At 53.2% G+C, this 21,006-nt stretch carries 29 protein-coding genes and 2 tRNA genes; 22 read left to right on the top strand and 9 right to left on the bottom strand.

Translation table 11 applies throughout. The features are described 5' to 3' along the window. Window positions 1-148 precede the first annotated feature (148 nt). Window positions 149-1,045, bottom strand: a complete 897-nt coding sequence (locus K6958_RS12375; RefSeq protein ID WP_277614674.1) for a flagellin N-terminal helical domain-containing protein — start codon at window positions 1,043-1,045, stop codon at window positions 149-151. 244 nt (window positions 1,046-1,289) lie between these two features. Here K6958_RS12375 and fliD point away from each other — a divergent pair, with 244 nt between their 5' ends. Genes fliD through fliT form a run of 3 tightly spaced genes read left to right on the top strand, consistent with a single transcriptional unit; the run spans window position 1,290 to window position 3,479 of the window. Next, entirely contained in the window at window positions 1,290-2,696 is a 1,407-nt protein-coding gene (gene fliD, locus K6958_RS12380; protein ID WP_249891389.1) for a flagellar filament capping protein FliD, read from the top strand. Between the two features lie 13 nt (window positions 2,697-2,709). Further along, the gene (fliS, locus tag K6958_RS12385; protein ID WP_249891390.1) at window positions 2,710-3,117 is read left to right on the top strand and encodes a flagellar export chaperone FliS; all 408 of its coding nucleotides are present in this window, start codon (window positions 2,710-2,712) and stop codon (window positions 3,115-3,117) included. A gap of 2 nt (window positions 3,118-3,119) precedes the next feature. Then, complete coding sequence (gene fliT, locus K6958_RS12390) at window positions 3,120-3,479, top strand: flagella biosynthesis regulatory protein FliT (RefSeq protein ID WP_249891391.1); 360 nt, start codon at window positions 3,120-3,122, stop codon at window positions 3,477-3,479. Between the two features lie 71 nt (window positions 3,480-3,550). On the opposite strand, the gene yedD is transcribed toward fliT, so the two are convergent. Then, window positions 3,551-4,030 carry a lipoprotein YedD gene (gene yedD, locus K6958_RS12395; RefSeq protein ID WP_085071382.1) on the bottom strand — a complete coding sequence of 160 codons (480 nt, stop codon included), beginning with the start codon at window positions 4,028-4,030 and terminating at the stop codon, window positions 3,551-3,553. A 221-nt stretch (window positions 4,031-4,251) separates the two neighbouring features. Between yedD and K6958_RS12400 the strand changes: the two genes are divergently transcribed. After that, window positions 4,252-4,575: a DUF6388 family protein gene (locus K6958_RS12400; protein WP_249891392.1), complete on the top strand. Its 324-nt coding sequence runs from the start codon at window positions 4,252-4,254 to the stop codon at window positions 4,573-4,575. Window positions 4,576-4,773: 198 nt separating this feature from the next. Here the strand turns inward: K6958_RS12400 and iraP are convergent, their stop codons facing one another. Further along, a complete protein-coding gene (gene iraP, locus K6958_RS12405) occupies window positions 4,774-5,058 on the bottom strand; it encodes an anti-adapter protein IraP (RefSeq protein ID WP_249891393.1) in 285 nt (94 codons plus the stop codon). 187 nt (window positions 5,059-5,245) lie between these two features. On the opposite strand from iraP, the gene K6958_RS12410 reads away from it, so the two are divergent. Then, window positions 5,246-5,485 carry a DinI-like family protein gene (locus K6958_RS12410; RefSeq protein WP_038625468.1) on the top strand — a complete coding sequence of 80 codons (240 nt, stop codon included), beginning with the start codon at window positions 5,246-5,248 and terminating at the stop codon, window positions 5,483-5,485. A 45-nt stretch (window positions 5,486-5,530) separates the two neighbouring features. Here K6958_RS12410 and K6958_RS12415 read toward each other — a convergent pair whose 3' ends face one another. The 5 genes from K6958_RS12415 to K6958_RS12435 form a co-directional block, all read right to left on the bottom strand. Continuing rightward, window positions 5,531-5,677 (bottom strand): hypothetical protein, encoded by a 147-nt coding sequence (locus tag K6958_RS12415; RefSeq protein ID WP_249891394.1) that lies wholly within the window; start codon window positions 5,675-5,677, stop codon window positions 5,531-5,533. Window positions 5,678-5,991: 314 nt separating this feature from the next. After that, window positions 5,992-6,204: a transcription antiterminator/RNA stability regulator CspE gene (gene cspE / locus K6958_RS12420; RefSeq protein WP_085071379.1), complete on the bottom strand. Its 213-nt coding sequence runs from the start codon at window positions 6,202-6,204 to the stop codon at window positions 5,992-5,994. Between the two features lie 383 nt (window positions 6,205-6,587). After that, complete coding sequence (locus K6958_RS12425) at window positions 6,588-6,740, bottom strand: hypothetical protein (protein WP_249891395.1); 153 nt, start codon at window positions 6,738-6,740, stop codon at window positions 6,588-6,590. Window positions 6,741-6,846: 106 nt separating this feature from the next. Further along, complete coding sequence (locus tag K6958_RS12430) at window positions 6,847-7,173, bottom strand: hypothetical protein (protein WP_249891396.1); 327 nt, start codon at window positions 7,171-7,173, stop codon at window positions 6,847-6,849. A 492-nt stretch (window positions 7,174-7,665) separates the two neighbouring features. Further along, window positions 7,666-8,079, bottom strand: coding sequence for a GvpU-like protein (locus K6958_RS12435; RefSeq protein ID WP_249891397.1), 414 nt, complete (start codon window positions 8,077-8,079; stop codon window positions 7,666-7,668). Window positions 8,080-8,153: 74 nt separating this feature from the next. Here K6958_RS12435 and K6958_RS12440 point away from each other — a divergent pair, with 74 nt between their 5' ends. The 4 genes from K6958_RS12440 (at window position 8,154) to K6958_RS12455 (ending at window position 8,995) form a co-directional block, all read left to right on the top strand. Beyond that, a complete protein-coding gene (locus K6958_RS12440) occupies window positions 8,154-8,300 on the top strand; it encodes a hypothetical protein (RefSeq protein ID WP_249891398.1) in 147 nt (48 codons plus the stop codon). 171 nt (window positions 8,301-8,471) lie between these two features. Continuing rightward, window positions 8,472-8,547: transfer RNA gene (locus tag K6958_RS12445), tRNA-Lys, on the top strand. A 1-nt stretch (window position 8,548) separates the two neighbouring features. Beyond that, a tRNA-Gly gene (locus tag K6958_RS12450) sits at window positions 8,549-8,622 on the top strand. A gap of 163 nt (window positions 8,623-8,785) precedes the next feature. Then, window positions 8,786-8,995, top strand: a complete 210-nt coding sequence (locus K6958_RS12455) for a hypothetical protein (RefSeq protein ID WP_249891399.1) — start codon at window positions 8,786-8,788, stop codon at window positions 8,993-8,995. Between the two features lie 165 nt (window positions 8,996-9,160). Here K6958_RS12455 and fliE read toward each other — a convergent pair whose 3' ends face one another. Continuing rightward, the gene (gene fliE / locus K6958_RS12460) at window positions 9,161-9,472 is read right to left on the bottom strand and encodes a flagellar hook-basal body complex protein FliE (protein ID WP_249891400.1); all 312 of its coding nucleotides are present in this window, start codon (window positions 9,470-9,472) and stop codon (window positions 9,161-9,163) included. 228 nt (window positions 9,473-9,700) lie between these two features. Between fliE and fliF the strand changes: the two genes are divergently transcribed. The 13 genes from fliF (at window position 9,701) to fliR (ending at window position 20,464) form a co-directional block, all read left to right on the top strand. After that, window positions 9,701-11,422: a flagellar basal-body MS-ring/collar protein FliF gene (gene fliF, locus K6958_RS12465; protein WP_249891401.1), complete on the top strand. Its 1,722-nt coding sequence runs from the start codon at window positions 9,701-9,703 to the stop codon at window positions 11,420-11,422. Beyond that, window positions 11,419-12,411: a flagellar motor switch protein FliG gene (fliG, locus tag K6958_RS12470; protein WP_249891402.1), complete on the top strand. Its 993-nt coding sequence runs from the start codon at window positions 11,419-11,421 to the stop codon at window positions 12,409-12,411. Before fliF ends, fliG begins: the two co-directional genes overlap by 4 nt. Continuing rightward, entirely contained in the window at window positions 12,404-13,111 is a 708-nt protein-coding gene (fliH, locus tag K6958_RS12475; RefSeq protein WP_249891403.1) for a flagellar assembly protein FliH, read from the top strand. Before fliG ends, fliH begins: the two co-directional genes overlap by 8 nt. Beyond that, window positions 13,111-14,472: a flagellar protein export ATPase FliI gene (fliI, locus tag K6958_RS12480; RefSeq protein WP_249891404.1), complete on the top strand. Its 1,362-nt coding sequence runs from the start codon at window positions 13,111-13,113 to the stop codon at window positions 14,470-14,472. Before fliH ends, fliI begins: the two co-directional genes overlap by 1 nt. Before the next feature lie 43 nt (window positions 14,473-14,515). Then, window positions 14,516-14,965 carry a flagellar export protein FliJ gene (gene fliJ, locus K6958_RS12485; RefSeq protein WP_249891405.1) on the top strand — a complete coding sequence of 150 codons (450 nt, stop codon included), beginning with the start codon at window positions 14,516-14,518 and terminating at the stop codon, window positions 14,963-14,965. Then, the gene (locus K6958_RS12490; RefSeq protein WP_249891406.1) at window positions 14,958-16,184 is read left to right on the top strand and encodes a flagellar hook-length control protein FliK; all 1,227 of its coding nucleotides are present in this window, start codon (window positions 14,958-14,960) and stop codon (window positions 16,182-16,184) included. The genes fliJ and K6958_RS12490 overlap by 8 nt, the downstream gene beginning before the upstream one ends. A gap of 132 nt (window positions 16,185-16,316) precedes the next feature. Further along, the gene (gene fliL / locus K6958_RS12495; RefSeq protein ID WP_249891407.1) at window positions 16,317-16,799 is read left to right on the top strand and encodes a flagellar basal body-associated protein FliL; all 483 of its coding nucleotides are present in this window, start codon (window positions 16,317-16,319) and stop codon (window positions 16,797-16,799) included. A gap of 4 nt (window positions 16,800-16,803) precedes the next feature. Then, on the top strand, window positions 16,804-17,811 hold the full coding sequence (gene fliM / locus K6958_RS12500) for a flagellar motor switch protein FliM (RefSeq protein WP_249891408.1): 1,008 nt from the start codon (window positions 16,804-16,806) through the stop codon (window positions 17,809-17,811). Then, entirely contained in the window at window positions 17,804-18,214 is a 411-nt protein-coding gene (gene fliN / locus K6958_RS12505) for a flagellar motor switch protein FliN (RefSeq protein WP_249891409.1), read from the top strand. Before fliM ends, fliN begins: the two co-directional genes overlap by 8 nt. A gap of 2 nt (window positions 18,215-18,216) precedes the next feature. Then, window positions 18,217-18,621, top strand: coding sequence for a flagellar biosynthetic protein FliO (gene fliO / locus K6958_RS12510; RefSeq protein WP_249891410.1), 405 nt, complete (start codon window positions 18,217-18,219; stop codon window positions 18,619-18,621). Beyond that, on the top strand, window positions 18,621-19,352 hold the full coding sequence (gene fliP / locus K6958_RS12515) for a flagellar type III secretion system pore protein FliP (protein ID WP_249894677.1): 732 nt from the start codon (window positions 18,621-18,623) through the stop codon (window positions 19,350-19,352). Before fliO ends, fliP begins: the two co-directional genes overlap by 1 nt. A 14-nt stretch (window positions 19,353-19,366) precedes the next feature. Then, window positions 19,367-19,636, top strand: a complete 270-nt coding sequence (gene fliQ, locus K6958_RS12520) for a flagellar biosynthesis protein FliQ (RefSeq protein WP_249891411.1) — start codon at window positions 19,367-19,369, stop codon at window positions 19,634-19,636. Window positions 19,637-19,678: 42 nt separating this feature from the next. Then, window positions 19,679-20,464, top strand: a complete 786-nt coding sequence (gene fliR / locus K6958_RS12525) for a flagellar biosynthetic protein FliR (RefSeq protein ID WP_249891412.1) — start codon at window positions 19,679-19,681, stop codon at window positions 20,462-20,464. Window positions 20,465-21,006 lie beyond the last annotated feature (542 nt).

Raw genomic sequence — 21,006 nt, forward strand, 5'->3', positions numbered from 1 at the left:
CGTCATAAATGTTATCGACAACGTTAAGCAGGACTTTAGAATTTTTTTGCAGTGTCGCTAAATAAATTAATAACGATAAAGCGACAAATAACGGCTAAAAAAAACGCCCTCGTAAAGAGGGCGTTTTCGGATGCGTAATTGATAACAATTAACGCAGCAGGGACAGCATGGTCTGCGGAACCTGGTTGGCCTGCGCCAGTACGGAACTGCCAGCCTGCTGCAGGATCTGCGCACGGGACATGTTGGACACTTCCGTTGCGTAGTCAGAATCCTGAATACGGCTGCGGGCTGAAGACAGGTTGTTCACCGTGTTGTTCAGGTTGGTGATGGTGGATTCAAAACGGTTCTGAGACGCACCCAGCAGGCTGCGCTGAGAATCAACAGCTTTCAGCGCATCATCAATCTTAGACAGTGCACCGGTGGTTGCGCCGCTGACGGTACCGGTTGCTGTCAGTACATCAAAGCCGCTGGCCAGGATTTTACGATCCCCAGAGGCAACGCTGGCGTTGCCGGCGCCTGAAGCTCCGGTCGCATCATAGAGGTTCCAGCCGGAGCTGCTGTTCATGGTGATACCGATGGTTTCGCCATCTTTAGCACCAACCTGGAAATTGAATGTCTTGTCTGAATCGTTATCCAGGATTTTGATGCCGTTAAAGTCGGTCTGGCTGGTCACGCGGTCGATTTCAGCCATACGCTGGTTAACTTCAGCCTGGATGGAGTCGATGTCAGAAGCAGAGTTGGTGCTGTTCTGCGCCTGAACGGTCAGGTCACGTACGCGCTGCAGGTTGTTGTTGATTTCGCTCAGCGCGCCTTCAGCGGTCTGCGCCAGAGAGATACCGTCGTTAGCGTTACGTGCTGCTACGTTCATGCCGTTGATGTTAGAGGTGAAGCGGTTAGCGATCGCCTGACCTGCTGCGTCATCTTTTGCGCTGTTGATGCGCAGACCAGAAGACAGGCGCTCAATCGCGGTGCCCAGAGAAGACTGAGATTTGCTCAGGTTGTTCTGAGTCATCAGCGACAGGGTGTTAGTATTAATAACTGCCATGATGGTTTTCCTTTAAAAAATTGGTTCAGATTCAGGCATCTGTTATACGGCTTCATCACCGTCAACCTCATTATCGTCAGCGCTAAAACAACCTTTAGAAAATTTTTGCGAAAAATTAAAAGCCGGAAGTGCAATAAAGAAGGGCTTTATATCTGCCGATTGTTTTTTTTCATTCAGGCTAATATTTTCTCAACTGCTGCCGATACCCTCACCCAGTGATAGTCAACCAACGAAGGATTACAACATGGCAAGTGTTAGCTCTCTCGGTGCGGGAACCAGTCTCGATCTGCAAACGTTGTATGACAGCCTTGAGACATCAGAAAAAACACGCCTGACGCCGATTACTACCCAGCAGTCCTCCTATAAGGCGAAGCTGACCGCCTGGGGCATCGTGCAAACGTCGCTGGAAAAATTGCAAACCGCCGCTGATAAGCTGAAGGATACTTCCAGTATCGCGTCAACCAAGGTCAGCAGCACTAACACCGCTTTTAGCGCGGCACTGGCTAACGACGCGGCGGCAGGTAGCTATTCGGTAGAAGTGACTACTTTGGCTAAAGCGCAGTCACTGCTCTCTAAATCTGCCACCAGTAAAGATACCGATCTCGGCGACAGCTCGCTGGCTTCGCGCACCATTACCATTGCGCAAAGCGGCCAGTCAAAACCGATGACCGTAACGCTGGCTCAGGATAAAACCAGCCTGGCGGATATTCGTGATGCGATTAACCAACAGCAGGGCAGCGTTACCGCCAGCATTATTAAGTCTGACGATAACACCTATTACCTGTCGCTGACCTCGCGCGATACCGGTACCGCTAATGAAATGACGGTGACCACCGACGACAGCTCGCTGGCGCAGTACATTAGCTACGATAAATCGTCGACCACTAACGCAATGAGCGAGCAGGTTGCCGCCGCAGACGCCCAATTAACGCTTAACGGCGTGGCGATTACGCGCAGCAGCAATACCATCACCGATGCGCCGGAAGGGGTCACCCTGACGTTGACGAAAACCAACATCGGCAGTCCGGAAACCCTGACGGTAGAAAAAGATAATCAGCCGATGGTTGATGCGGTACAGGCCTACGTTGACGCCTATAACTCGCTGCAGACCACCATTGCTAACCAGACGAAATATACCGCAGTGGATCAGGGCAGCGGCAGCCAGGACACCGGTAACGGCGATCTGTTGGGTGACGGCACGCTGCGTAATATTCAAACGCGCCTGCGCTCAACGCTGTCCACCGCTTCGCAGACCGGCGGTGATATTTCGCTGCTGTCGCAAATTGGCGTGACGCAAGATCTTAACGGCAAGCTGACGGTAGACAGCGATAAGCTGAACAAAGCGTTGAATGAAAAATCAACCAGCGTGGTGAATTTCCTGTCGGGCGACGATAAAACTACCGGCTTCGCCACCCAGGCCAGCAATCTGCTGAAGTCCATACTGGCTTCTGACGGTTCAATTCAGCGTGCGGAAGACGGTATCAATACTTCGCTGAAGCGTCTGTCCGATCAGTACGATCAGGTCACCACGCAGATTGAGGCGACCATGGCGCGTTATAAAACACAATTTACCAGTTTAAGTACCTTAGTTTCATCGATGACGCAGACCGGGAACTACCTGACCCAACAGTTCAACGCGATGAATAGCTAATCAGAGGAATAACATGTACGCAAAATCGGGAATCCAGGCCTACGCCCAGGTTGGCGTTGAAAGTGCCGTGATGAGCGCCACGCCGCATCAGCTGGTGGTCCTGCTATTTGATGGCGCGCTAAGCGCGATGAAAAAAGCGGTCATTTTGATGGAACAGGGCGACATTCCCGGCAAAGGTCAGGCGCTCTCTAAAGCGATCAACATTATCACTGGCGGTCTGCGCGCCGGCCTGAACCATGAAGCTGGCGGCGAAATTGCAGCGAACCTTGACGGGTTGTATGACTATATGACTCGCCGGTTGCTGCATGCCAACCTGCATAATGACGCTGAGGCAATTGCCGAAGTGGAAAGACTGTTGACCAATATTGCCGATGCGTGGAAAGAGATCGGGCCGAACGCGCACGCGACTCAGGAAGCCTGATAATGTCGGCTAACCTCGATTTGCTGCGCCGCTATCAGCAGCTGCTGATGCTTAGTAATACCATGTTGGCGTTGGCGAAGCAGAGCCAATGGGATGAACTGATCGGTCATGAGATGGGCTATGTGCAGGCGGTAGAAAGCGTGACGCTTGCCATGGCCGGCACTTCCCTGCCCGCCGCGCTGCAAACGCAAATCCGCCCGCTGCTGAAGCAATTGTTGGATAATGAAAACCTGATTAAAAGTCTGCTTGTCAGCCGCATGGATGAGCTGCGCACGATGGTGAATCAGGGCAACCAGCAAAAGAACGTGACCTCTGCCTACGGACGTTTTTCCGGCAACGTTCTTCATCCTTCCGATCTGTAAATCGGGGCGCCGGGCAAAAGCATGGATAACCGAAATGCAGAAGATGACGCCCGCGCGTCATCTTCTGTTGGCTACGGCTGGCCTGCGGCGGGTTGCGTCGCGAAAACGGCGCGCATATTGTGCGGCTCGATATTCTGAATAACCGCGGCATCCGGCTGTAACGCCACCTGCTCCAGCGCCTGCTGGCATTCAATCGTCGGCTGTTCTACTTTTTTCAGCGTCAGCTTGTCGTAATGCAGTTCATTGCCTTCCAGTGCCAGCGGCATTACGCGTAGCTGCTTATTCACGTTAACGTATTCTCCGTTTAGCAGCGTCAGCTTACCAGGCTTGGCTATCACGCGCTGCCACTGGCGGCAGTCCAGCGTATCGCCTTCGGCAGTAATGATCAGGCTACCCATCGCCCGATCGCTAATCAGCCCGCGCTGCGGCCCGGTAGTTTGCCAGTAACCTTGCAGATTGGCCGGAGCCGGTGTTTTTACCGCCTGCTGATATTGATCAATCTGCGCACAGCCCGTCAGCGCCAGCGCGCCCAACAGCATCCACTTTTTCATTCTGGCTCCCTAACCTTCATTTGATGGCGGCTACGTTATAATTTTTCACCCCGCCAGCGCAAGAAACTTGCGCATCAGAGAGAGAATGCGTGCATGTGACGGGGGTTTTTACCCCCGCCCGGCGCGCGGTGCCTAAGTTTACGGCGGTTAAACGGCGATCTCCTGACAGCCACGGCGCGTCAGGTTACACTTAGTGCTGTCTTTATTTACAGGTTACCGCCATGAAAACGCCTCAAGAGTATTATGCCATCGCCCGTTCTATGTTTTTGTCGGCCCATCCTGACTTTCAGGCCGCCCTTGATAGCCTGACGCAGGAAGAAGCGGACAGCTTTAATATGCCGCTGGCGCAGTATCGCAGTCTGCAAGCAGATCGGCTGTACGCCTCGTTCTTACGCGCAAAAAATCAAGATGCGATTCTGTTTTCAATCCAGCTGGCGGAACCCAATAAAGAAGTGGCGATGCAGGCGATAGAAGCCTATCTGCACGAGCACGCTGCGGCGTTGGGGATGACATGGGAAGAGTTTTGTCAGAAAAACGATCTGTAAAAGCTGGAGTGGCATCCTAATAAAAAGAGTGGGTTACTGATCCAACCAGTCACGCTAATAGCGAATATAGTTGTACAAGAGAATTGATTTTGTATAACTTGATCGGGTGGCGACAGTCACAACCAACCTTGAACGAATAGTGCTTTGCACTACCTCTGGAAGTGTCGCTGGATTTCCACCTCCAGAGGTTATTTTTAATTAATGCTCCGCCGCCTTATCAATATACTGCCTCACCGCCAACAGCCGGTTAATGTGCGTCAAAAGCAGATCCACATCGGACTGGATCACATCGGGCGTAGCGCACGATGCCGCCAGTATGGCGTTATTAATATTCTTTTCGATGCTGTCTGAACCTTCTTTCCCGGCAGTTAACAATAGCGCGGCGATCAGCAAAGATTGAGCTTCTACCTGCGCCGTGATTTCTTTGGCTTCGACATCCATTTTTGCCAGTTTCATCAAAATATCGATGACAAGATGTTTCATAATAATCCCCTGTTAATTTACGCCGAAACTAGCATGCATGGGTGCTGGATTGTATAAGACAAAACGTAAAGCCGAGAGCATCCCAATTTTCTCTGGCCAAAACGCGAAAAATGCATTTGATACTGTTTGCATATCCAGTATGATAGCTGGCGCTTCGAGCGGTGCGGAATCAAGAGGATTGCTAACCATGTTTGTTGAACTGATTTATGACAAGCGCAACGTTGCCGGGCTGCCTGGCGCGCACGAACTTATCCTGGAAGAGTTGCAAAAAAGAATTCATCGCACCTTCCCGGATGCAGAGGTGAAAGCCAAAGCCATGCAGCGTAACGCCATAGAAAGCGACGCCAGCAAAAGCGATAAATCGATTATTATCCGCATTGTTGAAGAGATGTTTGATGAAGCGGATATGTGGCTGGTGGCGGAATAACCCGATGCCAGATAAAGAAACCGCCCTTCGGGGCGGTTTTTTTGGCTAGATAACCGTGCTGGGATCCTGACTTTCATCATCGTCATCTTCCAACGGATCGGCATCATCATCGTCATCAGCGATTTCGTCCGGGGTTTGCGGCACGGGCTCATCATCTTCCAGCGGATCGTTTACATCGGGACGCTCTGACATGTTAACCTCCAGTAGCCCGACAGGGGCTTAATAAGTGTAGGTCTCTGCCGCCGATCACCAGGGAACAAATTTATCACCTGTTGACTGGGTCACAGTTAAGGTGTGTATCAGCGTCTGGCGGGTTGGCCTATGGCAATTTCAGCCATAAAAAAAGGCCCACCGAAGTGAGCCTTTTTGTTCAAAATACGAACCGAAGCCGCTTTTGAAAGAGTGCGCCGGTCAGCAGACCGAAGCTTTTGCCTTTATCATGTAGCCTTGCTGCTCAGGTTAACACCTTCATCGCTATCACACGGCCGGATGCAGGCTAAAACGCCTTACAGCGCAACAACGTTAGTTGCTGACGGACCTTTAGCGCCGTTCTCGATAGAGAACTCAACTTTCTGGCCTTCGTCAAGGGTTTTGAAATCGTTGCTCTGGATTGCAGAGAAATGTACGAATACATCCTTGCTGCCGTCTTCCGGAGAAATGAAGCCGAAACCTTTCTCAGCGTTAAACCATTTTACTAAACCAGTCATTTTGTTAGACATAGATATTTCCTTCTTGATGGGTGAGCCAGTTATCGTGGCATACAAGGTCTGTATTGCAGAGAATACTTACTGGGCACTTAGGAAGAGGCTCAAGAAGAAGGGTATCTAAGATAACGCTTTAAATGAGGACTGCTTTACTAAAACTGCTTTCATAAGGTCTGACTTCCAAACCGATGCGCCATTTACTCATGGAACCTAAGCGAGCGCAAGCGTTATTTTAAATTGTTTTTCTCAGAGGCTGACAATAAAAGCGCAGCGTTTTTTTATACTACCCCGACAAATACGTAAAGAAATGTATAGAAAAAAACGTCGCGGCTCGCTTTATTTTTAGCAGATCCTTTGCTACGCCCGTTAAATAACTGTGGCGCATATCAGGACGTGATTCAATCCCGCTTCGATTTAATGCTAAACCAGGCCGAGGCCGCAGCCAGAATTAACAGCATTACGCCATAAGCTATGCCGTCCGCCATGAAACGTAAAATAGCGCCTACAAAAAAGGCAACGGCCAAAATAGCAAAAAGTAATCGCTTGTTCATCACTGCCCTCCTCGTATCTCTTACGGATAAAGCGTAGCAGAGCCGGTGGAACCTGGCTCTGCGTTAGCGTGATGCCTTAACGGCGGATTTATCTCAACAAAACGGATTAAGGTTGTAAATTAACCTGGCCAGATTTTAGCGCTTCATCCGCATAGCTGTGGATCGTCGCTATCGCAACGGCTAAGCGTTTCGCCTTTGCCGGCGCCTGACTGATCAATTTTATTTTACGTGCCTGTGCGGCAATGGTTTTTTTGAGCTTTTCGTTTTCCTGCAGCAGCATGGTGTCATCATGTTTTCGTAGCTGTTCGCAATAAATCATTAAAGAGGAGAAATCATTAGCGTTAAGCGTTACCGTCGCAGGCGTGCTTTTTTCCACCCAGTTAAGTAATGACCTGATACGTTCTGGCGACCAATCGGAAACAAATCTGTTCATAGATAATCCTGGTATTTTGCTGTGCAAATAAAAGCCAATAATAAGAACGAACGCAAACCTATATTAAAGGCCGCTATTATTAGCCAGTAACTGCCGATGAGAAAATGATCGAAATCAAGAATAAAAAGGCAGTTTTGCTCCTAATTATCCTCTTCAGGAGAATATCGCTAAAAATCAGATTTTCCCTGTACCCCTGTTCAAGGTAAACGTTCAAAATCCAGGCGGTATATTCTTTTACCCTGTTAAATACTGATGCCTTTGAAAGAAAACCAGCAAAGAAAATAATGTTAACAAATTATCAAGCGGATATAAGAGAGCGCATAAAATTAATATTTTCATGTAATGAAATAGCGACCAGGCTACAAAATTGCTAATTATTCTATTTGATTATTGCTGCTAATTAACAACTACTTTTATTGTTTCTCTCATGGTGGGCTCGCCGATGCCCATAAAAAAAACCGCCCTCGGGCGGTTTGATAAACAGGCGGTAAGTTAAGAGACGTTGCCTACAATGTGGCCATCTATCTCTTCGATTTTTAACCGTAACAGGGCGTTTTGCATCTCATCAAACTCCCCTCCGCCGGATTTAACTTTTAAATCCTTCATATGTATAAAGTTAGCCGGAACGGACTCGCTTTCTGAAGCGGGCGTATAAACATCATCCGCTACTCGCGAAAAATGTTGCGCTAAGTTCTCGCCGATATCGCCAACCTGCGCTAAGTTTTCAGCCAGCGTAGTGTAATACTCTTTACCTGAAATCATCAGGCCGCTGATCACCGTGCCTTTCAGAAACAGAGTAATACCAAAAGATCCGTCTACCGCATTCACTATGTTGGTGAGATAAACCAAATCCATATCACGCATTTTGCTTGAAACGACGTTCTTCACTTCTCTATCTTCAGACATCACATTCCCCTCGTCATGATACAGGTGACACAGTTTCGATAAGAATAACTTTAGCGTAGTAGAATCTGTATTCTATGCCTGTTATCGTCGCTATCCCTTTTGCAGCCACCGCGATGATGCTGCTGTTACTGGCTTACCGTCAGAAACATAAAGCTTTTTTAATTACTGGTTATGTGTCGATGATCTCGGCGGTAGTTAACCTGATTCTGGGGTTTAGCTAATAACGAAAAATAGTCGGGCCAGACAGTAGAGGACTTTGAATTAACCTTTATCGCCCAGGGCACCAGAAGCCTCGCTGGCGCTTGAATATTACGCAGCCTGCCCGCTTTTTTGGGCACATTTGATATGTCTCAATTCTTTCGCCCCGACATGTGGTAGGATACTTCCCGCTCGGGTCGTTAGCTCAGCTGGTAGAGCAGTTGACTCTTAATCAATTGGTCGCAGGTTCGAACCCTGCACGACCCACCAGGCGGCCATCGTATAATGGCATTACCTCAGCTTCCCAAGCTGATGACGCGGGTTCGATTCCCGCTGGCCGCTCCACGCTTCCTTTATCCTCTTGTTTGAGATTCCGCTATCCTGCTAGTTAAGATTCCGCCCTCGGCAGATGTCAGAGCGCCGCTCGGGGCGAGATTACACGATGACAGGCAGATCGCTTTGCCATGTCGCGCAACGCCGATGCGGTTTATCAGAAGGAGGAGATACAATGAAGAAAACCATATACCTGCCCCAATTCGACAAAAAAGCTGAGGCTGAAGTTTTTGGTAATAAGATCACCGTGCGCTACGACGGCAATGAGAGCTTCCCACGCAGCCTGAAAGTTAAAGACCAGTTTTACGTGGTGATTGATGAGCAAGAAAAAGTGATGATACTGACCCGCAAAGCTATTGGATCATGGCACTTCTCATTGCTATAACCCTCAGCCGAATCCAATCATCCTTGCTTCTGCGGTTTTTTTATTTCTGCGAACCGGCCTGTAGCCGGGGTGCTATTGTTCCAGATACGCCAAACCCGGTGTGCGAATAACACGCCGGGACAGGACGATACAGAGCGTTCTTCAGGCTAGTTGCGAATCGCCCCACTACACCTGCATATTCATAATTTCCTGATAAGCCGACACCAGCTTGTTACGCACCTGAATGCCCATCTGCATAGAAACCGATGATTTCTGTAGATCGATCATGACATCGTTCAGGGCGATACCGGGTTTGCCCATCGTAAAGTCCTGCGCCTGCGCACGGGCGTGGTTCTGCGTTTCACTGATTTTATCCAACGCCGCTTTCATCTGGGCGGAGAAATCCGCCTGCGCCACGCTGTCGGTGTTCTTATTACTCGCCTGCAGCGAACCAAGCTGCAGCTGCTGAATCACACTCTCTATCCCCTGGATTGCCATGTTAACCCTCGTGTTATTGGCGTTTCGTTTAGTTCACGCAAACAAACTTAACACAAAGTCAATAGGACAAAGGGTGTAAATGACAGCAAAAAACATGGCTTTTTGACCCATCGAAATTGGCGAATAGGAAAATAATGGCATCCATTGAAGTGGAACTTTTCTAAGCCGTATCAGGGAGTCAGTTTTGTCACCACTTAACACACAGTCCGGTCAACTGTCAGGCAGGAAATGGTCATGAATGCTACCGCAACTCAGGAAACAACAAATAAGAAAGGCTTAAATGACCTTGTTGCTCGCCTGCGCGCCAATCCGCGGATCCCGCTGATCATCGCTGCAGCCGCCGCTACTGCCATCATTGTCGCGATGGTACTGTGGGCGAAAGCGCCGGCTTACAGCGTCCTTTATAATAACCTTTCAAATGAGGATGGCGGCGCGATCGTGACGCAGCTGACTCAGATGAACGTCCCTTACCGCTTCGAAGAGAATGGCGGCGCGCTGATGGTGCCCGCAGAAAAGGTGCACGAACTGCGCCTGCGTCTCGCTCAGCAGGGCCTGCCAAAAGGCGGCGCCGTAGGCTTTGAACTGCTGGATAAAGAGAAGTTTGGTATCAGCCAGTTCAGCGAACAGGTTAACTACCAGCGTGCGCTGGAAGGCGAACTGTCACGCACTATCGAGACGCTCGGTCCGGTAAAAAACGCACGCGTCCACCTGGCGATGCCTAAACCTACGCTGTTTGTTCGCGAGCAGAAATCCCCCTCCGCTTCCGTCACGCTGATCCTGCAGCCGGGACGAGCACTGGATGAAGGCCAAATTAACGCCATCGTGCATATGGTTTCCAGCAGCGTGGCCGGACTTCCGCCGGGCAACGTAACGGTTGTCGATCAAAGTGGTCGTCTGCTGACGCGTTCCGATGCGGCCGGTCGTGACCTGAACGATGCCCAGCTGAAGTATGCCACCGAAGTGGAAAGTCGCTATCAGCAGCGTATCGAAGCGATCCTGGCACCGATTGTTGGCAACGGTAATGTCCATGCGCAGGTTACCGCCCAGATCGATTTCGATACCCGTGAGCAAACGGAAGAGCAGTACAAACCGAATACCGATCCGGCCAATGCTGCTATTCGCTCGCGTCAGAGCAGCAATAACGAGCAGATTGGCGGCCAGTATCCTGGCGGCGTGCCGGGCGCGCTCTCTAATCAGCCTGCGCCTGCTAACAACGCGCCGATCGAAACGCCGCAAGCGAATAACAATGCAAATGCCACGGCGGGCAATAATAACGGCGCAGCGGCCAACACCACCGCCAGCACCAATGCAGCGCGTCCGGTGCCGTCCAATACGCACCATGACGAAACGACTAACTACGAGCTGGATCGCACCATTCGTCACACCAAGATGAATGTGGGCAGCGTGAAACGTCTGTCGGTTGCCGTGGTGGTGAACTACCGCGCCGATGCCAAAGGCAAAGCGGCGGCGCTGGATGAGAAACAGCTGAAACAGATTGAAGATCTGACGCGTGAAGCGATGGGCTACTCCAGCGATCGCGGCGACAGCGTCAACGTGGTGAACTCGCAGTTTACCCAAACTGAGGATACCGGTGGCGATCTTCCGTTCTGGCAGCAGCAGTCCTTCTTCGAGCAGATGATGAATGCGGGACGTTGGTTACTGGTTGCGCTGGTTGCCTTCATCCTCTACCGCAAACTGATTCGTCCGCACCTGCTGCGTAAACAGGAGCTGACCAAAGCGGCGATTGAACAAGCGGCAGCGCTGGAGCAGCAACGTAAAGAACAAGAAGCCTTCTCTGTTTCGCTCAGCAAAGACGATCAGGAGCAGGAACGTAAATCTAAACATCGCGTCAGCGCCGAAGTGATGAGCCAGCGCATCCGCGATATGTCTGAAAACGATCCACGCGTTGTGGCGCTGGTGATCCGCCAATGGATGAGTAACGAACTATGAGTCTGACCGGTACTGAAAAAAGCGCCGTCCTGCTGATGACGATTGGTGAAGACCGTGCCGCTGAGGTGTTCAAGCACCTCAGCACGCGGGAAGTACAGCACCTGAGCGCAGCCATGGCCAATATGAATCAGGTTTCTCACCAGCAGCTGGCTGAAGTGCTGCGTGAGTTTGAAACGGATGCCGAGCAGTTTGCGGCGCTGAGCCTGAACTCTAATGAATATCTGCGTTCGGTACTGATCAAGGCGCTGGGCGAAGAGCGCGCCTCCACGCTGTTGGAAGACATTCTGGAAACGCGCGAAACCACCTCCGGCATGGAAACGCTCAACTTTATGGAGCCGCAGGCGGCTGCCGATCTGATCCGCGACGAACATCCGCAGATCATCGCCACCATCCTGGTGCACCTGAAGCGTTCACAGGCGGCGGATATCCTGGCCCAGTTCGACGATCGTCTGCGTCACGATGTGATGCTGCGTATCGCCACCTTCGGCGGCGTGCAGCCAGCGGCGCTGGCGGAACTGACCGAAGTGCTCAACTCGCTGCTGGATGGTCAAAACCTCAAGCGCGCGAAGATGGGCGGCGTAAGAACCGCGGCGGAAATCATCAACCTGATGAAAACGCAGCAGGAAGAAGCGGTTATGGAAGCGGTACGCGAGTTCGATGGCGAACTGGCGCAGAAGATTGTCGACGAAATGTTCCTGTTCGAAAACCTGGTGGATGTGGACGACCGCAGTATCCAGCGCCTGCTGCAGGAAGTGGAATCCGAATCGCTGCTGGTGGCACTGAAAGGCGCCGATCAGCCGCTGCGCGAGAAGTTCCTCAAGAATATGTCGCAGCGTGCGGCCGATATTCTGCGCGACGACCTCGCCAACCGTGGTCCGGTCCGTATGTCGATGGTAGAGAACGAACAGAAAGCGATTCTGCTTATCGTTCGTCGTCTGGCGGAAAGCGGCGAAATGGTAATTGGCGGCGGCGAGGAAACCTATGTCTGATGCCTTTTCTTCCCGTCCATGGCAGCGCTGGCAGCCTGACGATTTAACACGCTTTGACCAGCCGGCCGCCGAGCCGCAGGTCGAACCTGAATTGACTTTCGACGTGAGCGAAGAAAACGACGCGTTTTCGCCACAGTCGCAGCTGGAACAGATCCAGACCCAGGCGCGCCTTGAGGCTCATGCGCAAGGCTACGCTGAGGGACAACAGAAAGGCTTTAATGAAGGCAAGCAGGCAGGTTTTGATGCTGGTTTTCAGCAGGGGCTGGCGGAAGCGCAGCAGCAGCAGGCGCCGGTACAGGCGCGTATGCAGCAGCTGGTCACCGAATTCCAGCACACGCTGGAAGCGCTCGACAGCGTTATCGCCTCGCGTCTGCTGCAGCTGGCGCTGGAAGCGGCGCGTCAGGTTATCGGCCAGGCGACCGCGGTCGACGGCTCTGCCCTGCTGCGTCAGATTCAGCAGATGATCCAGCAGGAACCGATGTTCAGCGGCAAGCCGCAGCTGCGGGTACATCCTGACGATCTGCAACGCGTTGAACAGACGCTGGGCCCGACGCTAGACCTGCACGGCTGGCGCCTGCTGGCCGACAGTTCGCTGCACCCGGGCGGCTGCAAACTGAGCGCGGAAGATGGCGATCTGGACGCCAGCGTGGCGACGCGCTGGCATGAACTGTGCCGCCTGGCGGCACCGGGAGAGCTGTAATGACCACACGTCTTTCACGCTGGCTGGGCTCACTGGACGCGTTTGAAAAACGCATGGCGGATGTGCCGGAGGTGCGCCGCTACGGACGCCTGACGCGCGCCACCGGTCTGGTGCTGGAGGCGACCGGCCTGCAGCTGCCGCTGGGCGCGACCTGCGTTATCGAACGTCACGACGGTAAACAGGTTACTGAAGTTGAAAGCGAAGTGGTCGGCTTCAACGGGCAGAAACTCTTTTTGATGCCGCTGGAAGAAGTGGAAGGCATTTTGCCCGGTGCGCGCGTGTTTGCGCGCGGCAACGGCGACAGCGCACAGAGCGGAAAACAGCTGATGCTGGGTCCGCAGCTGTTGGGCCGCGTACTGGACGGTAGCGGCCGTCCGTTAGACGGTCTGCCCGCGCCGGAAACCGGCTATCGCGCGCCATTGATCACCCCGCCCTTTAACCCGCTGCAGCGTACGCCGATCACCGACGTGCTGGATACCGGCGTCCGTGCGATCAACGCGCTGCTGACGGTAGGCCGCGGTCAGCGTATGGGGCTGTTTGCCGGCTCCGGCGTGGGTAAATCGGTGCTGCTCGGCATGATGGCGCGTTACACCAAAGCCGACGTGATCGTGGTCGGGCTGATTGGCGAACGTGGCCGTGAAGTTAAAGACTTTATTGAAAATATTCTTGGCACCGAGGGCCGTGCGCGCTCGGTGGTGATTGCCGCACCGGCGGATGTCTCCCCGCTGCTGCGTATGCAGGGCGCGGCATATGCCACGCGCATCGCCGAAGATTTCCGCGATCGCGGCCAGCATGTGCTGCTGATTATGGACTCATTAACGCGTTATGCGATGGCGCAGCGTGAAATTGCGCTGGCGATCGGCGAGCCGCCGGCCACCAAAGGCTATCCGCCTTCGGTGTTCGCCAAGCTGCCCGCGCTGGTGGAGCGCGCCGGTAACGGCATCGACGGCGGCGGCTCGATTACCGCCTTTTATACCGTATTAACCGAAGGCGACGATCAGCAGGACCCGATCGCCGACTCCGCGCGCGCCATTCTCGATGGCCATGTGGTGCTGTCGCGTCGGCTGGCGGAGGCGGGTCACTACCCGGCCATCGATATTGAAGCCTCGATCAGTCGTGCGATGACCGCGCTAATAGATGAAACGCACTATGCGCGCGTACGCCAGTTTAAGCAGCTGCTCTCCAGCTATCAGCGCAACCGCGATTTGATTAGCGTCGGCGCCTACGCAGCCGGCAGCGATCCGATGCTGGATAAGGCGATTAAGCTGTGGCCGATGCTGGAATCCTTTTTGCAACAGGGCATCTTCGAGCAGAGCCGCTATGACGATGCCTGCCTGCATCTCCAGGCTATTTTTGGTTGATGGCGTCGGGCCCTCCCGGCGCGAGAAATGAGGTCACCTGACGATGGCTAAAGCTAACAGTGCGATGGAAACCCTGCGCGACCTGGCGCAGCAAGAGGTGGAAGACGCGGCTATCCGGCTGGGTACGATGCGTCGCGCCCAACAGCAGGCGGACGAGCAGCTGAATATGCTGCTCAACTATCAGGATGAATATCGCCACAAGCTGAACAGCAATATGTCGACCGGCATCGCCAGTTCGCGCTGGACAAACTATCACCAGTTTATTCAGACGCTGGAAAAAGCAATTGAACAACATCGCCACCAGCTGGCGCAGTGTACGCAAAAAGTCGAACAGGCGCTTAATGTCTGGCGCAACAAACAGCAACGGCTGCACGCCTGGGAAACGCTCCAGGCTCGTTCGCAGGCCAATGAATTATTACAGGAAAACCGTCTCGATCAGAAACGGATGGATGAGTATGCCCAGCGGGCATCTTTGAGGAAGGCTAATGATTAAGTTGCCAACATCAGTCAATACCGTCAGCGTCAATAGCGGCGCTGATGTTACCAGCGGCAGCGGCCTGGCTAGCGGCGAAGGCGCGGCTTCCGGTCAGCTGTCGGAAGCGTTTCTGACACTGCTCGGCAATCGTCTGCTGACGCTGGCGAAACAGGGCGATGGGAAAGCCGCGCTGGCCGCCGACGCGCAAAAAACGCCGACGGAGAAAACGCCGGCGAGCGAGCTTAGCCAACTGCTAAGCGCGCTGCAAAAGCCGGAGGCGATTAATGCGTTGCTGACGCCGGAAAAGGCTAAAGAGAACCTGAAGTCCGCCGATGATAAGGATGAGCTGAAACGAGACAGTTTAAGCGCTGCCGATCAGCAATCTTTACAGGCACTGTTCGCCATGCTGCCGCAAACGCCGCTGGTGCAGCAGGCTGCGAAAAACAATGACGTGAAACTGGACGGTCAGGGTCTCAACGCGTTGAGCACCCAGAGCGGTAATCTGAAGGCGACGCTGACGGTGTTAACCGCGCAGCAGCCTGGTGATAAAGCGGATACCGGCGCGGCTAACACCAGCCTGGCCAGCGCCGCTACCGACAGCGAGGAGAAAGCCCCGCTCGCCAGCTTCCAGGGCCTGATGAGCGAGACGCGTCAAAGTGAAGGAAAAGAGACGAATGAAAGCCTGCCGACGCATACGCTAAGCGCGCTTTCAACCGTGATGAATCACGCCACCGCTGCTACCGCTGCGCCTGCTGCATCGGCCACGGCAATGACGCCAGCCACGCCGCAGATTAATGCGCAGCTGGGCAGCCCGGAATGGCAGCAGGCAGTGAGTCAGCAGGTATTGATGTTCAGCCGCAACGGCCAGCAGAACGCCGAGCTGCGTCTGCACCCGGACGATCTGGGCGCGATTCAGATCAGCCTGAAGCTGGATAACGATCAGGCGCAGCTGAATATGGTGTCAAACCACAGTCAGGTGCGCGCCGCGCTGGAAGCCGCGTTGCCGCATCTGCGTACCGCGCTGGCGGAAAGCGGCATCAACCTGGCCCAGAGCAACGTCAGCAGCGATGCTTTCCCGCAGAACCAGAGCTTTGGCAACCAGCAGGAATCGCGCCGCGAGCAGCCAGGCAGTTTTTCGCTGAGTTCCGGCAGCGAAGATGACGTTACGCCGCTGGCCGTTCCCGCCGCTTTGCAGGCGCGTGCGGCAGGCAGTAGCGCAGTAGATACATTCGCCTGACGGTGACAAACGCCAAAGGTAAAAGCAAAAGGCGCGTCTTTTCCCCCCATTGACTGGCGAGAGACGCGCGATAATCACTCTCGGCTCGCCACTATGGCCTGCCCCAGATAATTCACAGGGTATTTCTGCAAAATGTCTGATAACGCGAAAGCTAAAGGCCGCAAACGTTCCATCCTGATTCCGGTGTTACTGGTTGTAACGCTGGCCGCTTGCAGCGTGGCAGGCTATGTAGTGTGGCGAATGATGAATAAAACCGACGGACATCCGGAAGCCGCGAAAGTGGAACCGCCTGCCGCACCGGTCTTTTATGCTCTTGATACATTTACGGTTAACCTGGTCAATGCGGATAACGATCCCGATCGCGTGCTGTACGTCGGCTTTACGCTGCGTCTGCCGAATGAGGAAACGCGTGTTCGCATGAACGACTATCTGCCTGAAGTTCGTAGCCGGTTGCTGCTGCTGCTCTCTCGCCAGGATTCAGTGAAGCTGGCATCGGAACAGGGTAAGCAAGCGCTGGTAGAACAGATCAAGCAGTCGCTGGCACCGCCGCTGGTTAAAGGTCAACCTCCGCAGGTCGTAAACGATGTACTGTTTACCGCCTTCATATTGAGGTGAGTTAATGGGCGATAGCATTCTTTCACAGGCTGAGATTGACGCGCTTCTCAATGGCGACAGTGAAAGCGCGGAAGATGATAAGAATAAGAGTATCGGCGATGACAATATTCGCCCATACGATCCTAATACCCAGCGTCGCGTGGTGCGCGAGCGCCTGCAGGCGCTGGAGATTATTAACGAGCGTTTTGCGCGCCAGTTCCGTATGGGACTGTTTAACCTGCTGCGCCGTAGTCCGGATATCAGCGTTGGGGCGATTAAAATTCAGCCGTACCATGAATTTGCCCGTAACCTGCCGGTGCCGACCAACCTGAACCTGATCCACCTGAAGCCGCTGCGCGGCACAGCGCTGTTCGTTTTCTCGCCCAGCCTGGTGTTTATTGCGGTGGATAACCTGTTCGGTGGCGACGGGCGCTTCCCGACTAAAGTTGAGGGGCGTGAATTTACCCATACGGAACAGCGCGTGATCCGCCGCATGCTGAAGCTGGCGCTGGAAGGCTACAGCGATGCATGGAAAGCGATTTATCCGCTGGATGTTGAATATGTGCGTTCGGAGATGCAGGTGAAATTTACCAACATCACCACATCGCCGAACGATATCGTGGTTACCACGCCGTTTCAGGTAGAGATCGGCAACCTGGTTGGGGAATTTAATATTTGTATCCCCTTCAGCATGATCGAGCCGCTGCGCGAACTGCTGGTTAACCCGCCGCTGGAAAACTCGCGACAGGAAGACAGACACTGGCGCGACACGCTGGTGAAGCAGGTACAGCACTCCGAGCTGGAGCTGATCGCTAACTTCGCCGACGTTTCGCTGCGTTTGTCGCGCATCCTGCAGTTGAAGCCCGGCGATGTATTACCGATTGAAAAACCGGATCGCATTATCGCTCACGTTGATGGCGTTCCGGTGTTAACCAGCCAGTATGGCACCCTGAATGGACAATACGCGCTGCGTGTAGAACACTTGATTAATCCGATATTGAATTCGCTGAATGAGGAACAGCCCGATGAGTGACAGCAACAAAACGTCCGATGACAGCATCTCTGCGGACGATCTGTGGGCCGAGGCGATGAGTGAACAAGCTTCGACCGACAGCGCGTCATCCACCGAGAGCGTGTTCAAATCGCTGGACAGCAAAGATATCGGCGGATCGCTGCAGGATATCGATCTGATTATGGATATCCCGGTCAAACTCACCGTTGAACTGGGCCGCACCAAGATGACTATCAAAGAGCTGCTGCGTCTGTCGCAGGGTTCCGTGGTGGCGCTGGAAGGCCTTGCCGGTGAGCCGCTGGATATTCTGATCAACGGTTACCTGATTGCTCAAGGTGAAGTGGTAGTGGTGAACGATAAATATGGCGTACGTATCACCGACATTATCACGCCGTCTGAACGTATGCGCCGTCTGAGCCGCTAATAATGAACAACAGCACCCAGCAGGCAACAACGCAACAAGCTCCACAGCCCGCCTTTTCTACCGGGTCGGCGTTAACGCAGGTCAGCAGCGTGCTGGCCGGGATCGTGTTACTGATCCTCGCCTGCGCCTGGCTGGCGCGACGTCTCGGCTTTACGCCGAAACGTCTTGGCGGCCCACAGGCGCTGAAAATCAGCGCCAGCGTGCAGGTTGGTCAGCGCGAGCGCGTGGTGATTGTTGAAGTGGAAGATGCCCGCCTGGTGCTGGGCGTGACCGCGCAGCAGATTACCCATCTGCATACGCTGCCGCCCAAAGATCCCGAACAACAGGATGCGCCGCCCGCCCAGGCGGCACCTGACTTCCGTCAGATTTTACAGACGTTAGTGAAACGTCCCGGAAAACCACAATGATTCGTCGTCTGCTTCCCCTTCTGCCGCTGCTGCTGTTAACGCCGGAGGTGCATGCTCAATTGCCTGGTCTGGTCACTCAGCCGCTGCCGAACGGCGGTCAGAGCTGGTCTTTGCCGGTGCAGACGCTGGTTTTTATCACCTCGCTGACTTTTTTGCCGGCCATTTTGCTGATGATGACCAGCTTTACGCGCATCATCATCGTGTTTGGCCTGCTGCGCAACGCGCTGGGTACGCCGTCGGCACCGCCGAATCAGGTGCTGCTGGGCCTGTCGCTGTTCCTGACCTTTTTTATTATGGCGCCGGTGTTCGATAAAATTTATCAGGACGCTTACCTGCCGTTCAGTCAGGACAAGATATCGATGGAAGTGGCGATGGACAAAGGCGCCCAGCCGCTGCGTGAGTTTATGCTGCGTCAGACACGCGAAGCGGACCTCGCCCTGTTCGCCCGCCTGGCGAATACCGCGCCGATCGTTGGGCCTGAAGCGGTGCCGATGCGCATTCTGCTGCCGGCCTACGTTACCAGCGAGTTGAAAACCGCTTTCCAGATTGGCTTTACGGTATTTATTCCCTTTTTGATTATCGATCTGGTCATTGCCAGCGTACTGATGGCGCTGGGGATGATGATGGTACCGCCGGCAACGATTGCCCTGCCATTTAAGCTGATGTTGTTTGTGTTGGTGGATGGCTGGCAGCTGCTGGTCGGATCGCTGGCGCAGAGCTTTTATTCCTGATACCCGGAGCAATCATGTCCCCAGAATCGGTAATGGTCCTTGGCCACGACGCAATGAAGATCGCCCTGATGGTAGCGGCCCCGCTGTTGCTGGCAGCGCTGGTCAGCGGCCTGATTATCAGCCTGTTGCAGGCGGCGACCCAAATCAACGAGCAGACGCTCTCCTTTATTCCCAAAATTTTGGCCGTGGCCGCTACCGTGGTAGTGGCCGGTCCGTGGATGCTGAATCTGCTGCTGGACTATATCCGCACGCTGTTCACTAATCTGCCCTATATGATTGGCTAACCCACCCGTACTGCTCCGTCCGACCTTTAAGAGACCGCACCTATGTTAACGCTGGACAGCAACCAACTTATGCTTTGGGTCGGCCAGTTTTTCTGGCCGCTGGTGCGTTTGCTTGCCCTGTTCAGTACCGCGCCGATTTTCAGCGAACGCGCCGTCAGCAAAAAAGTCAAAATCGGCCTGGCGGTGATGATCACCTGGCTTCTGGCGCCTCAGCTGCCGCCAACGAATGTCACCCTGTTTTCGGTGGGCGGTTTTTGGCTACTGATTCAGCAAATCCTGATCGGCATCGCTTTAGGCTTTACCATGCAGTTTGCCTTTGCCGCGGTGAGAATGGCCGGGGAACTTATTGGATTGCAGATGGGTCTCTCTTTTGCCACCTTCTTCGATCCCGGCAGCCGACTGAATATGCCGGTGCTGGCCCGTTTCATGGATATGCTGGCGATGCTGCTGTTTTTAAGCTTTAACGGTCACCTGTGGTTGATCTCGTTGCTGGCGGACAGTTTTCATACATTACCGATTGGCGGAGATCCACTTAATGCCAATGCATTCCTGGCGCTTGCCAAAGCCGGTGGATTAATCTTTCTGAACGGTATGCGATTAGCGTTGCCGCTTATCATTTTACTGCTCACGATTAACCTGGCCCTGGGTTTGTTAAACCGTGTTGCACCACAGCTATCCGTTTTCGCTATCGGCTTTCCTGTAACCTTATCGATCGGAATTTTAACAATCGGTATACTTATGCCGCTTCTCGCCCCCTTTTGTGAGCACCTGTTCAGTGAAGTCTTTGATTTACTTTCTGACATACTTTCTGAACTCCCGCAAAACTAAACTCCAACATCTCTTAAGTCGCTACTTATAGATACTTAAGCATCCACAATGTTTTTGGGTACTTTTCGAACCATTTTTATCAGAATTTCACTAAGGAAATTCTGATAAATAGCGTAAGGCGATGAAAATTATTCGCATTAAATCGCGCATCGCGTATTTTAAAACGGACTTCGCAACGAGTTTTATGTCAGGTCAGCCTTTGGCAAAATACGCAAATGGATGTTTTCGAAAGGAAAAATTTTTCTGCGTTTTTTTCTTGTCTAAAACGGATTTTTACGGCATTGTCTCGGCTCCCGAGTATGCTACACATTCGCGAAACAAATCATTTTAAGATTTGTCCTATCAGGATTGTCTGAGTTGTGCGCGATAGTGGAAGCGTTCTCAAAAGGTGCATCAGGCGCTGAGTACGGTGATTTGTCGTTACGACAGAGTGCCGTTAGCGTTCTGCTGCGCTTAAAGGTAGTCATTTATGCTGTCCTGCAAAAAATCTGCTGTAGATACAAGGACGAAAGATGACCTCGGCACTGCTCCGTTCCGGATTC

Source organism: Mixta hanseatica, from assembly GCF_023517775.1.
Lineage (GTDB): Bacteria > Pseudomonadota > Gammaproteobacteria > Enterobacterales > Enterobacteriaceae > Mixta > Mixta hanseatica.

Coding starts and splice junctions, on each gene's coding strand:
- fliR (WP_249891412.1), top strand. CDS start 19,679: ATGTTAACGCTGGACAGCAACCAACTTATGCTTTGGGTCGGCCAGTTT.
- K6958_RS12400 (WP_249891392.1), top strand. CDS start 4,252: ATGAAAACGCCTCAAGAGTATTATGCCATCGCCCGTTCTATGTTTTTG.
- fliE (WP_249891400.1), bottom strand. CDS start 9,472: ATGGCAATCCAGGGGATAGAGAGTGTGATTCAGCAGCTGCAGCTTGGT.
- K6958_RS12425 (WP_249891395.1), bottom strand. CDS start 6,740: ATGAACAAGCGATTACTTTTTGCTATTTTGGCCGTTGCCTTTTTTGTA.
- K6958_RS12410 (WP_038625468.1), top strand. CDS start 5,246: ATGTTTGTTGAACTGATTTATGACAAGCGCAACGTTGCCGGGCTGCCT.
- fliH (WP_249891403.1), top strand. CDS start 12,404: ATGTCTGATGCCTTTTCTTCCCGTCCATGGCAGCGCTGGCAGCCTGAC.
- fliO (WP_249891410.1), top strand. CDS start 18,217: ATGAACAACAGCACCCAGCAGGCAACAACGCAACAAGCTCCACAGCCC.
- fliM (WP_249891408.1), top strand. CDS start 16,804: ATGGGCGATAGCATTCTTTCACAGGCTGAGATTGACGCGCTTCTCAAT.
- fliJ (WP_249891405.1), top strand. CDS start 14,516: ATGGCTAAAGCTAACAGTGCGATGGAAACCCTGCGCGACCTGGCGCAG.
- yedD (WP_085071382.1), bottom strand. CDS start 4,030: ATGAAAAAGTGGATGCTGTTGGGCGCGCTGGCGCTGACGGGCTGTGCG.
- K6958_RS12455 (WP_249891399.1), top strand. CDS start 8,786: ATGAAGAAAACCATATACCTGCCCCAATTCGACAAAAAAGCTGAGGCT.
- fliD (WP_249891389.1), top strand. CDS start 1,290: ATGGCAAGTGTTAGCTCTCTCGGTGCGGGAACCAGTCTCGATCTGCAA.
- K6958_RS12490 (WP_249891406.1), top strand. CDS start 14,958: ATGATTAAGTTGCCAACATCAGTCAATACCGTCAGCGTCAATAGCGGC.
- K6958_RS12430 (WP_249891396.1), bottom strand. CDS start 7,173: ATGAACAGATTTGTTTCCGATTGGTCGCCAGAACGTATCAGGTCATTA.
- fliS (WP_249891390.1), top strand. CDS start 2,710: ATGTACGCAAAATCGGGAATCCAGGCCTACGCCCAGGTTGGCGTTGAA.
- fliG (WP_249891402.1), top strand. CDS start 11,419: ATGAGTCTGACCGGTACTGAAAAAAGCGCCGTCCTGCTGATGACGATT.
- cspE (WP_085071379.1), bottom strand. CDS start 6,204: ATGTCTAACAAAATGACTGGTTTAGTAAAATGGTTTAACGCTGAGAAA.
- fliI (WP_249891404.1), top strand. CDS start 13,111: ATGACCACACGTCTTTCACGCTGGCTGGGCTCACTGGACGCGTTTGAA.
- K6958_RS12415 (WP_249891394.1), bottom strand. CDS start 5,677: ATGTCAGAGCGTCCCGATGTAAACGATCCGCTGGAAGATGATGAGCCC.
- fliN (WP_249891409.1), top strand. CDS start 17,804: ATGAGTGACAGCAACAAAACGTCCGATGACAGCATCTCTGCGGACGAT.
- K6958_RS12435 (WP_249891397.1), bottom strand. CDS start 8,079: ATGTCTGAAGATAGAGAAGTGAAGAACGTCGTTTCAAGCAAAATGCGT.
- fliF (WP_249891401.1), top strand. CDS start 9,701: ATGGTCATGAATGCTACCGCAACTCAGGAAACAACAAATAAGAAAGGC.
- fliQ (WP_249891411.1), top strand. CDS start 19,367: ATGTCCCCAGAATCGGTAATGGTCCTTGGCCACGACGCAATGAAGATC.
- fliL (WP_249891407.1), top strand. CDS start 16,317: ATGTCTGATAACGCGAAAGCTAAAGGCCGCAAACGTTCCATCCTGATT.
- iraP (WP_249891393.1), bottom strand. CDS start 5,058: ATGAAACATCTTGTCATCGATATTTTGATGAAACTGGCAAAAATGGAT.
- K6958_RS12440 (WP_249891398.1), top strand. CDS start 8,154: ATGCCTGTTATCGTCGCTATCCCTTTTGCAGCCACCGCGATGATGCTG.
- K6958_RS12375 (WP_277614674.1), bottom strand. CDS start 1,045: ATGGCAGTTATTAATACTAACACCCTGTCGCTGATGACTCAGAACAAC.
- fliT (WP_249891391.1), top strand. CDS start 3,120: ATGTCGGCTAACCTCGATTTGCTGCGCCGCTATCAGCAGCTGCTGATG.